At 75.3% G+C, this 12,670-nt stretch carries 13 protein-coding genes; 8 read left to right on the forward strand and 5 right to left on the reverse strand.

Annotation, left to right across the window (positions count from 1 at the left end; genetic code table 11):
• Positions 1-93: 93 nt before the first annotated feature.
• The 4 genes from QRN56_RS25630 to QRN56_RS25645 all read left to right on the forward strand — a co-directional run bounded on the left by QRN56_RS25630 (position 94) and on the right by QRN56_RS25645 (position 5,334).
• Positions 94-636, forward strand: a complete 543-nt coding sequence (locus QRN56_RS25630) for an RNA polymerase sigma factor (RefSeq protein WP_285108075.1) — start codon at positions 94-96, stop codon at positions 634-636.
• A 55-nt stretch (positions 637-691) separates the two neighbouring features.
• Positions 692-1,594 (forward strand): hypothetical protein, encoded by a 903-nt coding sequence (locus QRN56_RS25635; protein WP_285108078.1) that lies wholly within the window; start codon positions 692-694, stop codon positions 1,592-1,594.
• Positions 1,595-1,675: 81 nt separating this feature from the next.
• On the forward strand, positions 1,676-2,119 hold the full coding sequence (locus QRN56_RS25640) for an OsmC family peroxiredoxin (RefSeq protein ID WP_285108080.1): 444 nt from the start codon (positions 1,676-1,678) through the stop codon (positions 2,117-2,119).
• A gap of 119 nt (positions 2,120-2,238) precedes the next feature.
• The gene (locus QRN56_RS25645) at positions 2,239-5,334 is read left to right on the forward strand and encodes an FAD-binding and (Fe-S)-binding domain-containing protein (protein ID WP_285108098.1); all 3,096 of its coding nucleotides are present in this window, start codon (positions 2,239-2,241) and stop codon (positions 5,332-5,334) included.
• A gap of 3 nt (positions 5,335-5,337) precedes the next feature.
• On the opposite strand, the gene QRN56_RS25650 is transcribed toward QRN56_RS25645, so the two are convergent.
• The gene (locus QRN56_RS25650) at positions 5,338-5,667 is read right to left on the reverse strand and encodes a cupin domain-containing protein (protein ID WP_285108081.1); all 330 of its coding nucleotides are present in this window, start codon (positions 5,665-5,667) and stop codon (positions 5,338-5,340) included.
• Between the two features lie 83 nt (positions 5,668-5,750).
• Here QRN56_RS25650 and QRN56_RS25655 point away from each other — a divergent pair, with 83 nt between their 5' ends.
• Positions 5,751-6,356: a nitroreductase family protein gene (locus QRN56_RS25655; protein WP_285108083.1), complete on the forward strand. Its 606-nt coding sequence runs from the start codon at positions 5,751-5,753 to the stop codon at positions 6,354-6,356.
• A 7-nt stretch (positions 6,357-6,363) separates the two neighbouring features.
• On the opposite strand, the gene QRN56_RS25660 is transcribed toward QRN56_RS25655, so the two are convergent.
• Positions 6,364-7,347, reverse strand: coding sequence for an aldo/keto reductase (locus QRN56_RS25660; protein WP_285108085.1), 984 nt, complete (start codon positions 7,345-7,347; stop codon positions 6,364-6,366).
• Positions 7,348-7,427: 80 nt separating this feature from the next.
• Here QRN56_RS25660 and pdxR point away from each other — a divergent pair, with 80 nt between their 5' ends.
• Positions 7,428-8,906, forward strand: a complete 1,479-nt coding sequence (gene pdxR, locus QRN56_RS25665; RefSeq protein WP_285108087.1) for a MocR-like pyridoxine biosynthesis transcription factor PdxR — start codon at positions 7,428-7,430, stop codon at positions 8,904-8,906.
• Here pdxR and cofC read toward each other — a convergent pair.
• Positions 8,903-9,565 carry a 2-phospho-L-lactate guanylyltransferase gene (gene cofC / locus QRN56_RS25670; RefSeq protein ID WP_285108089.1) on the reverse strand — a complete coding sequence of 221 codons (663 nt, stop codon included), beginning with the start codon at positions 9,563-9,565 and terminating at the stop codon, positions 8,903-8,905. The two genes, pdxR and cofC, sit on opposite strands and share 4 nt — an antisense overlap.
• A complete protein-coding gene (gene cofD, locus QRN56_RS25675; RefSeq protein ID WP_285108091.1) occupies positions 9,562-10,503 on the reverse strand; it encodes a 2-phospho-L-lactate transferase in 942 nt (313 codons plus the stop codon). The genes cofC and cofD overlap by 4 nt, the downstream gene beginning before the upstream one ends.
• Positions 10,504-10,574: 71 nt before the next feature.
• Here cofD and QRN56_RS25680 point away from each other — a divergent pair, with 71 nt between their 5' ends.
• Positions 10,575-10,898, forward strand: coding sequence for a thiamine-binding protein (locus QRN56_RS25680; RefSeq protein ID WP_020017921.1), 324 nt, complete (start codon positions 10,575-10,577; stop codon positions 10,896-10,898).
• 31 nt (positions 10,899-10,929) lie between these two features.
• Here QRN56_RS25680 and QRN56_RS25685 read toward each other — a convergent pair whose 3' ends face one another.
• Complete coding sequence (locus QRN56_RS25685; protein ID WP_285108093.1) at positions 10,930-11,586, reverse strand: LysE family translocator; 657 nt, start codon at positions 11,584-11,586, stop codon at positions 10,930-10,932.
• A gap of 132 nt (positions 11,587-11,718) precedes the next feature.
• On the opposite strand from QRN56_RS25685, the gene QRN56_RS25690 reads away from it, so the two are divergent.
• Positions 11,719-12,670, forward strand: a 952-nt coding sequence (locus tag QRN56_RS25690; protein WP_502928839.1) for a DUF1707 domain-containing protein, incomplete at its 3' end; no start/stop codon positions are given.

The raw sequence follows: 12,670 nt of genomic DNA on the forward strand, positions 1-12,670 counted from the left end.
TGACGGAGAACCCCGGCGGGACGGACCAGTCCCGACAGGGTTCTCCTGTGTCCGGGGGTGCAAGGATCCCGGCACCCGCGACAGAGTGAGGTCGTGGACGACAGCCCCGGCGCCCCGCACGACGAACCGCCGCAGCACGACGAAGCCTGGTTCGGCGCGCTCTTCGACGCGCACTCGCGCGCCCTCTACTCCTACTTCGTGCGCCGGCTGCCCGACGGCGGCCGCGCCTCCGACGCCGAGGACCTCGCCGCCGAGGTGCTCGCCACCGCGTGGCGCCGGCGCGACGACGTGCCCGACGCCGCGGCGCTGCCCTGGCTCTACCGCACCGCTGGCTACGTGCTGGCGAACCACCGGCGCAAGATGCGCGCCCTGCCGGTCGCGATCGTTCCCGACGAGCCCGACGACGTGGACCCCGCGACGCTCGCCGTCGACGACGACGCCGTGCGCCAGGTCCTGTCCCGGCTGTCCGCGCGCGACCGGCGCATCCTCCTGCTCGTCGCCTGGGACGGGCTGTCGGGCGACGACCTCGCCCAGGTGCTGGGCATCTCCCGCGGCGGCGCAGACGCCGCGCTGTCCCGTGCCCGGGCCCGCCTGCGCGACGCGTGGGACGCGCACGAGCAAGCGGTGGACGCATGAGCACATGTAGAGGGTGTGGACGGCGCGGAGCCGGGCACGGCACGGAGGGACAGCGATGAACGAGCACCAGCGACCGGAGGACCCGGCGTTCGATCGCCTGACGGCGGCTGACCCCGCGAAGCGTGCGCCCGAACCGGTCGAGGGCGTGCTCCGGGCCAAGGTCGACGCGCTGATCTCGGGGTCGGGGTCGGGGTCGGGGTCCGGGGCTGGGCCCGGGTCGGGGCGGGAGACCGCCGGTCGAGAGCCCGTCGGGACGACGCGCGTGGACGAGGTCGCCGTGCGGCGGCACCGCCGTCGGACGCCGTGGCTGGTCGCCGCCGCCGTGGCGGGCATCGTCGCGGCGGGCGGCGGCGGTTACCTGGCGGGCGGGTCCGGGCCGGAGACGGCCACCACGGCGAAGGACGTCGGCGCGGCGGCCGAGTCCGCGCCCGACTCCGACTCCGGGTCCGGCGAGGCGGAGTCCCGGACGGACGACGAGCCGACCTCGGTCCTGGGGGCGCCCGAGGAGCCCGCGACCGAGGGGGTGCAGCCGCTCGACGCGGGCGGCGACCTGGCTTCCGCGACGAGGCTCGTGTTCCACGCGGGCGTGGGGCTCACGGACACGCCGCGGACGGCGGAGGTGCGCTCGGCCGACGGCACGAGCCTGGGCACGTACCCGGTGGTCAGCGAGGAGGCGGCCGTGGAGCGCCTGGGTGACCCGCGGTTCGCGCCGGCGGCGCGGGGGGCCGGGCAGCCCGGGTCGGACGGCGACGCCTCCGCGGAGGCGCCCGCCCCCGGCGGGCCGATCGTGTGGCCCGTGGAGGACGTCACGATCGTGTCGGCGGTCCTCACGGAGGTGCGCTACACCCTGCCGGACGGCGCCGTGCTGCTGGTCCCCGCGTACGACCTGGCGGACGCCGCGGGCAGCAGCTGGACCGTCATCGCGGTGGACGAGGAGCTCCTCGACTTCACGCCGTGACGCGACTGCCCGGCGGGCGTCGTAGGGTCGGGCACGCAGGGACCCGTCCGAGGTCACAACGCGATCTTCAAGGAGTGCACCATGCCAGCACGTACCGCTCGCACCGCCTGGAACGGCACCTTCCAGGAGGGGTCGGGCCAGGTCGAGCTCTCGTCGTCCGGCGTCGGCACGTACGACGTGTCGTTCCCGGCGCGCGCTGCCGACGAGGCCAACGGGGTCACGAGCCCCGAGGAGCTCCTCGCGGCCTCGCACTCGTCGTGCTTCACGATGGCCTTCACGAACGAGCTGGGCCAGGCCGGCGCCACGCCGGAGCAGATCGAGGTCACGGCCGTGGTCACGCTCGGCCCGGACCCGGCCGGCGGCCTCTACATCAGCAGGAGCGCGCTGACGGTGCGCGGGTTCGCCACCGGCATCGACGAGGAGGGCTTCATCGCCGCGGCGAAGGCCGCCAAGGTCGGCTGCCCGATCTCGAAGGCGCTGACCGGCGTCGGCCAGATCACGCTCGACGTCACCTTCGAGGGCTGAGCAGGGCGTTCACGGGCGCGCCACGCGCCCGTGAACGCCTGACGCGATCTGCCGCCCCGTGGTGCGAGAATCGCGGGGTGCCACCTCAGACCCACGACGACGCCCGACCCCTGAACGGCATGAACGACAAGGGCCACACCGCCGACGACGCCGAGGCCGCCCGCACCGCGCGCGAGCAGGCCGAGGCCCGCGCTGCCGAGGACGCGGAGCGCCGCCGCGCCGAGAGCGAGGAGCGCCGCAAGGCCGCACGCCGCGAGGCGGACCACGCCGCGGAGGCCGCCCGCGAGGCGGTCGCCGACGCGCTGCGCACCGTCGTGGGCGGCGACGTCGACACCAGCACGCGCCGCCGCGCGGAGTACTCCACGGACGCGTCGAACTACCGCGTGGTCCCCGAGGGCGTGGTCTTCCCGGAGAGCACCGACGACGTCGTCGCGGCGCTCGGGGCGCTGCGCGAGCTGGCGGTGCCGGTCACGGCCCGCGGCGCCGGCACGTCGGTCGCGGGCAACTCCGTGGGTCCCGGCGTGGTGCTCGACCTGGGCCGGCACCTGAACCAGGTGCTCGCGATCGACCCGGAGCGCGGCACGGCCCGCGTGCAGCCGGGCACGATCATGTCCACCCTCCAGGCGGCGGCCAAGCCGCACGGGCTGCGGTTCGGGCCCGACCCGAGCACCCAGAACCGGGCCACTCTCGGCGGCATGATCGGCAACAACGCCTGCGGCCCGCACGCGGTCGCGTACGGCCGCACGGCCGACAACGTCGTCTCGCTCGACGTGGTCGACGGCGCCGGGCGGCGGTTCACCGCGGGCTCGGGCGACCCGGAGTTCGCCGACGTGCCCGGCCTCAAGGAGCTGGTCCGGGAGAACCTCGCGCTGATCCGCACGGAGTTCGGCCGCTTCGGCCGCCAGGTGTCCGGCTACTCGCTGGAGCACCTCCTGCCGGAGAACGGGTCGAACCTCGCCCGCGCGCTCGTGGGCACGGAGGGCACGCTCGTCACGGTCCTCGAGGCGGAGCTGAACCTGGTCGAGGTGCCGGGCGCGCCCACGCTCGTCGTCCTCGGCTACCCGGACATGGCCACGGCCGCCGACGACGTCCCGCGGCTCCTGGACCACAAGCCGCTCGCCATCGAGGGGCTCGACGCGCGGCTGGTCGACGTCGTGCGCCGCGCCAAGGGCGCCACGTCCGTCCCGCCCCTGCCCGGCGCGGGCGACCCGAACGTCACGGGCTGGCTCATGATCGAGGTCGGCGGCTCGTCGCAGGCCGAGGCGCTGGGCCGGGCGGACGCGATCGTCGCGGCGTCGACGGCGCTCGACACCGCCGTGCTGCCGGCCGGGCCGGACGCCACCAAGATGTGGCAGATCCGGGCCGACGGCGCGGGGCTCGCCGGCCGCACGCCCGCCGGGGAGCAGGCGTGGCCCGGCTGGGAGGACTCCGCGGTGCCGCCGGAGAAGCTCGGGCCCTACCTGCGCGACCTGCAGGCGCTGATGGACCGCTACGGCGTGGACGGCCTGCCCTACGGGCACTTCGGCGACGGCTGCGTGCACCTGCGCATCGACATCCCGCTGGAGACGTCGGGCTCGGTGCTGCGCACCTTCATGATGGAGGCCGCGGAGCTCGTGGCCCGGTACGGCGGGTCGCTGTCCGGCGAGCACGGCGACGGCCGGGCCCGCTCGGAGCTGCTGCCCCTGATCTACTCGCCCGAGGCGATCGCCCTGATGGAGCGGTTCAAGGCCCTGTTCGACCCGAAGGACCTGCTCAACCCGGGCGTCGTCGTGCGGCCGCGGGCCGTGGACGACGACCTGCGCCGTCCGGCCGCCGCGGCCGTGCGCACCAAGCTCCCGCTGGTCGGCAAGGGCTCGGGGCACGGCGTGCGGCGCAAGTCCGGGTACGAGGGGTTCTCGTTCGCGCACGACCACAACGACCTGACCACGGCCGTGCACCGCTGCGTGGGCGTGGGCAAGTGCCGGGCCGACAACTCGGCGGCCGGCGGCTTCATGTGCCCCAGCTACCAGGCCACGAAGGACGAGAAGGACGTGACCCGCGGGCGGGCCCGCGTGCTGCAGGAGGCGGTGAACGGCACCCTGGTCGGCGGCCTCGCCGCGCCCGAGGTCCGCGAGTCGCTGGACCTGTGCCTCTCCTGCAAGGCCTGCTCCAGCGACTGCCCCGCGGGCGTGGACATGGCGCAGTACAAGTCGGAGGTCCTGTACCGGACCTACCGCGGCAAGCTGCGGCCCGTGGACCACTACGCCCTGGGCTGGCTGCCGCGCTGGGCGCGCCTCGCAGGCGCGGTCCCCGAGCTGGTCAACGCCCTGCTGGGCGTGCGGTGGATCGGCAAGGCGGTGCTGTGGGCGGGCGGCATGGACACCCGCCGGTCGATGCCCAGGTTCGCCGAGGTGCCGTTCCGCCAGTGGTGGGCGCGCGGCGGCGCGACGCACGGCGTGCCCGGGCTGCCGGTCACGGGCGAGCCGGGGCACGAGGGCAGGACGGCGGCGCGGCTCGCGACCAAGCCCAAGGTGGTCCTGTGGACCGATTCGTTCAGCGACGCGCTCTCGCCCACGGTCCCGCAGGCGGCCCTGAAGGTGCTGACCTCCGCGGGGTTCGACGTCATCGTGCCGGACGAGCAGGCCTGCTGCGGCCTGACCTGGATCTCGACCGGCCAGCTCGACGGCGCCCGGCGCCGCCTGCTCAAGCTGCTGGAGGTGCTGGGGCCGTACGCGGTGAACGGCATCCCGATCATGGGCCTGGAGCCGTCCTGCACCGCGGTGCTGCGCTCCGACCTGATCGACCTGTTCCCGGACGACCCGCGCGCGCAGGCCGTGGCCCGCATGACGCGGACGGCGGCCGAGCTGCTGACCTCGGACGACACCCCGGACGAGTGGGAGCTGCCGTCGCTGGCCGACGTCTCGGCCGTCGTGCAGCCGCACTGCCACCAGCACTCCGTGATGGGGTACGAGGCGGACCAGGCGCTGCTGGAGCAGGGTGGCGCGCAGATCGAGGTGCTGGCGGGCTGCTGCGGCCTGGCCGGCAACTTCGGCATGCAGAAGGGGCACTACGAGACATCGGTGGCGGTCGCGGAGAACGCGCTGCTGCCCGCCCTGCGCGACGCCGCCCCCGGCACCACCTACCTGGCCGACGGCTTCTCGTGCCGCACCCAGGCGCTGGACCTGATGGGCGTCGAGGGCAAGTCGCTGCTGGAGGTCATCGCCGACCGGCTGTAGGCCCTACTCCAGCCACTCCGTCTCGAACCGGTCGTTGGCGTGGATGTGCACCGCCTCGTAGAGGTCCGCGCCGAGGGTCCGGAACTTGTGCGGCACCATCGCCTCGACCACGAGGATCTGGCCGCCCACGGCCTCGAACTCGTTGCCGTCCACGGTGAACAGCGCCCGGCCGGACCGGATCACGAACGTCTCGGAGTAGGGGTGCCGGTGCAGCCGGGGGCCGGTGCCGTCCTCGGCCACCCGCTCGAAGATGACGGACACCTCGGACCCGTGGAGGTAACCCTCGAAGTTCCCGTACGGCAGCGTCGCCTGCTCGATCGCCTGAAGAGTCATGCTCCTCAGACTGGCGGGCGCGCCGCCGGGCGGCAACCAGTTTCGTGGGACGCCGAACCGGGGCCGGAGGGGAGAATGCGGCCATGGAGTTCCAGGACGTCGTCCGCACGCGCCGGATGCACCGCAAGTTCACCGCCGAACCCGTCCCGGCGCAGGCCGTGGACCGGATCACCCGCAACGCCGTCCGCGCCCCGAGCGCGGGGTTCAGCCAGGGCTGGGCGTTCGTGGTGCTGGAGGCGCCCGAGGACCGGGACCGGTTCTGGGCGGCGTCCACCCCGGACGACTCGGAGCGCGACATGTCGGCCTGGCTCGACGGCATGCGCACCGCCCCCGTGATCGTGCTGGCGCTCGCGTCCAAGGCCGCCTACCTGCGGCGGTACGCCGAGAAGGACAAGGGTTGGGGGGACCTCGACGAGGCCCGCTGGCCGGTCCCGTTCTGGCACGTCGACGTCGGCATGGCGTCGCTGCTCATGCTGCAGACCGCCGTCGACGAGGGGCTGGGCGCCTGCTTCTTCGGCGTCTCGCCGCGGGAGGTGCCGGCGGTCCGGGCCGAGCTCGGCATCCCGGAGGAGTTCGAGATCACCGGCGTCGTCGCCGTCGGGCACCCGGCAGACGGCGGGGCGAAGGGCTCGCCCACCCGCCGCCGGCGCAAGCCCCTCGACGAGGTGGTGCACCGCGGCGGGTGGTGACCCGGCGTCACGCGGCGTCGAGCCGCGCCCGCACGTCGTCGTCGAGCACCAGGTCCACCGCGCCGAGCGCCTCGTCGAGCTGCGCCACGCTGCTCGCGCCGAACACGGGGACCACCGGCACCTCGCCGCCCAGGAGCCACGCGAGCGCCACCTGGTTGGGCGTCGCGCCGAGCTCGGCGGCGACGGCCCGGAGTTCGGTGATCCGGGCGCGGGACCCCGCGTGGTCCGCCCCGTCGTAGAACGGCTTGTCGTCGCGGCCGAACACGCCCTGGTGCAGCGGTGAGTACGCCAGCACGGTGAGGCCCGGGCGGCCGTCGGCGCCGGTGGACCGGGCGTAGTCGAGCAGCTCGGGCGTGGCCCAGTTGGTCCGGATGGGCTGCGGGCGCGGGTACAGGTAGCTGTGGCACTGCTGCACCGCGCCGTACGGCGCCACTCCCAGCCGCGCGGCGGTCTCCCGCGCCTCGACGACCCGCCACAGGGCGACGTTCGAGATGCCCGGGATGCCCACGATGCCCTCGTCGACCAGCTTGCCGAACGCGCCGACCGTCTCCTCCAGCGGCGTGTCCCGGTCGTCGACGTGCCCGTACAGCAGGTCGATGTGGTCCAGGCCCAGGTGGCGCAGGCTCTCGCGCGCCTCCCGGTCGATCGTCGCCGCGCCCAGGCCCTGGTAGTTGGTGGGCGGCGTCGTCGACAGCGGCAGGGCCGGGTCCTTCCGGGCCGCGCCCAGCTTGGTCGCGATCCGCAGCCCGTCGCGGTTGCCCCGCGCGGCGAGCCAGCGGCCGAGCACGTCCTCGGAGTCGCGCCCGTACCCCTCGCCCCAGGAGTTGTAGTTGTTGGCCGTGTCGAGGAACGTGCCCCCGGCCTCGACGAACCGGTCCAGGATCGCGAACGACGTCTCCTCGTCCGTCCGGGTCCCCATCCACATCGTGCCCAGGCACAGCGTCGACACCTCGAACGACGTGTGCCCGTTGTCCAGCGTGCGGTACCGCATGTCAGCTCCTCTCGTCCCGGGCTCCTGCCCGGCACGCACCACGCTAGGGAGGAATCGGTCTGGTGCTACGGTCCAATGCCATGGCCACGGACCAGACCAATTCTGCCGACGTGCTGATCGCCCCGGTGCCCGGGCCGGGCGCGCTGCGGCACCGGTTGGAGGAGGCGATCCTCGGCGACATCGCCTCCGGCCGCCTGGCCCCCGGCACGGCCCTTCCGCCCAGTCGCACGCTCGCCGACGCCCTCGGCATCTCGCGCTGGGTGGTCACCGAGGCGTACGGGCACCTGGTGGGCAAGGGGGTGCTGGAGGCACGCACGGGGTCCGCGACGCGGGTCGCGGCGGTCGCACCCGTGGCCGACGGCGGGGCGGGCCGGGCGACGGCCGGTCCCGGTCGGGCTTCTCCGCGGCTGGAACGCGCACCCGAGCGCGCGACGCACGACCTCGCCCCCGGCGTGCCCGACCTGCGGCACGTGCCCCGCGACGCCTGGCTCCGCGCGGCCCGCGAGGCGCTCGCGGAGGCGACCAACCAGGACCTGGGCGCGCAGCCGCCCGCCGGGCACCCGGCAGCCCGCGCGGCGGTGGCGACCCACCTGCGGCGCTCCCGGATCGTGTCCGGGCCCGACGACGCCGTGGTGCTCACCCGGGGCGCCGCCGACGGCATGTCCCGGATCGCGGCGGCCCTCGCCGCGGCGGGCCACACGCACCTGCTCGTCGAGGACCCGAGCTGGGCCGCGCTGCGCGACGTCGCCGCCGCCGCGGGCCTCACCCCGGTGCCGGTCCCGGTGAACGACGCCGGGATCTCCCCCGCACGGCTGCGTGCCGAGGCCGCCCGCACGGGGGCCCGCGCCGCGCTGCTCACCCCGGCGCACCAGTTCCCGCTGGGCGCGGCCCTGCCGGACGAGCGGCGCGCGGTGCTGCTCGACTGGGCGCGCGAGGTGGACGGGCTGCTGATCGAGGACGACTACGACGCCGAGTTCCGCTACGACCGCCGGCCCGTGCCCGCGCTCCAGGGGCTCGACCCGGACCGGGTGCTGCTGCTCGGCTCGACGAGCAAGACGCTGGCCCCGGCGTTCGGGATCGGCTGGATGGTGGTCCCGCAGCGTTGGCGCGCCCCGGTGCTGGACGTGTCCGTGCGCCGGGGCCCCGCGCCGGGTCCGGCGACGCTGGACCAGCTCACGCTCGCCCGGTTCGTCGGGGACGGCGCCTACGCGCGGTACCTGCGCGCGGCGCGCACCCGGTACGCCCGACGCCGGGCCGCGCTGCTGGATGCCCTGGACCGCGAGCTGCCCGGCGCGCGGATCGGCGGGATCGCGGCCGGGATGCACGTGACGGTGGACCTGGCCGGGGTGCGGGCCGGGGCGGACGGCGTGGACGCCGCCGACGTCGTGCGCGAGGGGGCGGCCCGGGACGTCGCGCTGGTCGACGTGCGGCGGTACCAGGCGGCGCCGTCGGCCCGGTCGACCGTGCTCGTGGTGGGCTACGGGAACCTGGCCGACGCGCGGCTGCCGGAGGCGATCCGGAGCCTGCGAGCGGCGGTCGAGGCGGCCGGAGCCGGCTAGTTCGGCAGCCCGGGCACCTGCGCGCCGACGGCGGCCCGCACCTCGTCCGGGAGCTGCGACCAGTCGTCGGCGGTGTCCAGGTCGACGGCGGTGCCGGGCCGGTCCACGACCCGCGCCGTCAGCCCCCGGGCCTCGGCCTCGGCGAGGTGCGCCGCCAGGGACCCGACGCCGAACCGGAACCGGAAGCCCAGGTCCGCAAAGGGGAGGAGCAGCAGGTTGGTGCCCGAGCGGTAGCGGTCGGTCGCGACCACCACCGGGGCCTCCTCAGTGAGCAGGGCCGCCACGTCCGCTTGGGTCAGGGCCGGGAGGTCGGCGTGGGCGACCAGGAGGCGGGAGCCCTCGCCGCCGACCGCCAGAGTCTCCCGGGCGTGCTCCAGCGCGGCGTTCAGGCCCGGCCGGTCGGCGGGCTGCTCCAGCACCTCGACCGCCAGCCCGGCCAGCGTCTCGCCCGTGAAGACCGGGTCCGCCGTCACCACGACCACCCGGCCGATCTCGTCGGCCGCGAGCAGCGTGGACACCACGTGCCGGGCCAGCACCCGGACCAGACGACGCCGCGCACCGGCGTCGAGCACCGCGGCGAGCCGGGACTTGCCCGAGACGCCGTCGCGCAGGGGCACGACCGCCGTCGTGCCCCCGCCCTGCCCGGGCGAGCTGGTCACGCGAACGCCAGCAGCTCGCGGGCCAGGCGCTCGCGGCCGGGTGGGCCGCCCATGATCGTGTCGGTGACGTGCACCGTCAGGCCGAGGTCGGCGACGGCGCCGGCGAGGTTCGCGTCGCGCTCGTCGATCACCATGACGTCCACGAGGCCCGCGTAGATCCGGGCCACGCCCAGGGCGGAGACCTCGTGCCCCAGCGACTCCAGGATCTGGGCGGCCGGCCCCTTGATCGCCTGGCCGCCCACGATGGGGCTGACCGCCACGCGCCGGCCGGGGGCGTCCGTCAGGGCCTGACGCACCCCCGGCACCGCGAGGAGCGGCTCGATGGACAGGAACGGGTTGGACGGCGCGAGCACCACCAGCTCGGCGGCCAGCGCGTCGAGCACGCCGGGGGCCGGGCGGGCGGCGTCGGCCCCGTCGAAGTGCAGGCCGAGGACGGCGTCCGCGTGCTGCCGCCCCACGAAGTACTCCTGGAAGCCGAGCCGCCCCGACGGGGTGTCGACGAGGGTCGCGAGGCGGTCGTCGGTGGCGGGCAGCACGCGCGGGCGGACGCCCATCGAGGCGGCCAGGTGCGCCGTGACGGCGGACAGGGGCTCGCCCCGGCGCAGCCGCGCCGTCCGCACGATGTGGGTGGCGAGGTCCCGGTCGCCGAGCGTGAACCAGGTGTCCTCGCCCAGGTCCTTCAGCGCCGTCAGGGTCGCGTAGGACTCGCCGCGCAGACCCCAGCCGCGCTCCTCGTCGTTGAGCTCGGCGAGGGTGTAGAGGACGGTGTCGATGTCGGGGGAGATGTCGAGGCCGTGCAGCTCGGTGTCGTCGCCGACGTTCACGACGACGGTGAGGGCCGGGGCCGGCTTTCCGGTGGGTGCCGCGCCGAGCGCGAGATCGAGGCCGTGCGCGAGCCGCGCACCGCCGACCCCGCCGGCGAGGAGGGTGACGTTCACGCGTCGAGCCTACGTGCGCGTCGTACCGGTCAGTACCTCCCGGACCCGTCCGGAGGGGGCAGGATGGGTGCATGGCTGTCTTCGCGTTCTCCGTAGCCCCCATGACCGCAGGCGAGTCCGTCGCCGACCAGGTCGCCGAGGCCGTCCGCATCGTCCGGGAGTCCGGGCTCCCCAACCGGACCACCTCGATGTTCACCGAGATCGAAGGGTCCTGGGACGAGGTGATGCCGGTGATCCAGCGCGCGACCGACTCCGTCGCGCGCGGCGGGCACCGGGTGTCCCTCGTCATCAAGGCCGACATCCGGCCGGGTGCCGCCGCCGGGCAGATCGACAGCAAGATCGCCCGGGTCGAGGAGCGGCTGGCCGCCGACGAGTCGGAGACCGGCCACTCCTGAGGCGCCCGGGGCCGCGCGGCGTCGGGCGGCGTCAGCCCAGCAGCATGACGACCGCCAGGGCCACCATCAGGCCCGACGACGCCAGCGCCGTGCCCAGCCGGCCGCGCGGCCCGGACAGGACCCGGCCCAGCAGCGTGCCGCCGAGGGCCAGCACGAGCTGCCACGACGCCGACGCCAGGAACGCGGCGACCCCGAACATGACGGCGGCGACCGGCGCGGCGCCGGTCGCCGCGGCGTCGGGCAGCAGCGCGCCGCCGGTGACGACCACGGCGAAGAACAGGACGGTGCCGGGGTTGATCGCGGTGATCGCGACGAACCTGCCGAAGGCGCGCGGCGCGCTGAGCGGGTCGGTGCGCGCCTCGCCGTCCGACGCGGCCCGCTCGCGCCAGGCGGTCCACGCGCCGTGGGCGGCGAGCACCACGAGCACGACGGCGGAGGCGACCCGGAGCGGACCGGCGACGGGTCGCACGAGGTCGGCGACGACCGTGCCGAAGAGGCCGGTGACCAGGGCGTAGGCGCCGTCGACGGTCGCGATCCCGAGGGCTCCGGCCACGCCGACCCGCCACGGGTGCCGGGCGGCCAGCCCCACGAGGTACGACGCGACGGGCCCCACCGGCAGCGCGACGGCGTACCCGGCGACGAGGCCGGCGAGCAGGACGGGCCACAGCGTGGGCGCGGCGCTCGTCATGGCCCGGGACCCTAGACGTGACAGGACCCCGGGACAAGTCTCACTACACCTTCACCCCCGTGTTTCCGGACACTTGCCACCGGCCTTTAGGCTAAGGCGGACCGATGCCGCAGGACCCTGGGAGATCACGAGATGCCATTGTTCGAGGTCGATACCCAACGGCCACTCCTCGTGACGTCGGCCAACGGCCCGGACGGCTCCGAACCCGGCCTGAAGACCACGGCCAACCAGGTGGTCGACTCCCACATCGACGGGCTCCTCGGTGAAGAGGTCTTCCCGATCGCGCAGGGCTCCGGCCCGGACGAGCCGCACCTGCTCGCCCTCGACGCGTCGGGCTCGCCCGTCGTCGTGGAGCTCGTGGCCGACCTCGACCGGGAGAACCTCGCCAAGGCGCTCGACCACGCCGGCGCCGCCGGCCGGCTGACCCGCGCCGAGCTCGCGGCGCGCTACCGCGGCGGGGCCAGCTCGTTCCAGCACGACGTCGCCGCCTTCTACGACAGCGTGCCGATCACCCGCACGCAGGCCGGCAAGAACGGCGGCGGGGGCGCGCGGCTCATCATCATCTGCCAGAACGCGCCCGACGAGATCCTCAACGCCGTCGACTTCCTGCGCCAGCCCTCGATGCCCGTCGAGGTGCTGAAGATGGGCGTCGTGAACTCGAACGACGGCCGCAAGTTCCTCGACGTGTCGCCGCTCGTCGTGCACCTGCCACCCGGCCTGCCGGCCCCGAAGTCGGCGCCGATCGGCGGCACCATCACGAGCTCGATGAAGGGCTCGGTCAGCACGTCGATGGACACGGGCGTCACCGGCGGCGTGACCGGCGGGTCCTCGGCGCCCAAGGACGCCTTCGAGGAGGGCGTGAAGGTCGGCTACGCCCTCACGGGCAAGATGCCGGTCGTCGCCCAGGCCCCGCAGGCCCGGTCCGAGCGCCCCGCGCCGCCCAAGCCGCCCGTGGCCGACGGACCGTCGTCCGGCCCGACCAACGCGGCGACCGGCCTCCGGTCGAGCCTCCGCGGGGGCGCGTCCGAGCGCGCCGCCGGCACCCGCGCGGGTCGCCGCGCGCAGGCCGCGGCCTCGTCCGAGG

The organism is Promicromonospora sp. MEB111 (genome assembly GCF_030209445.1).
GTDB lineage: Bacteria > Actinomycetota > Actinomycetes > Actinomycetales > Cellulomonadaceae > Promicromonospora.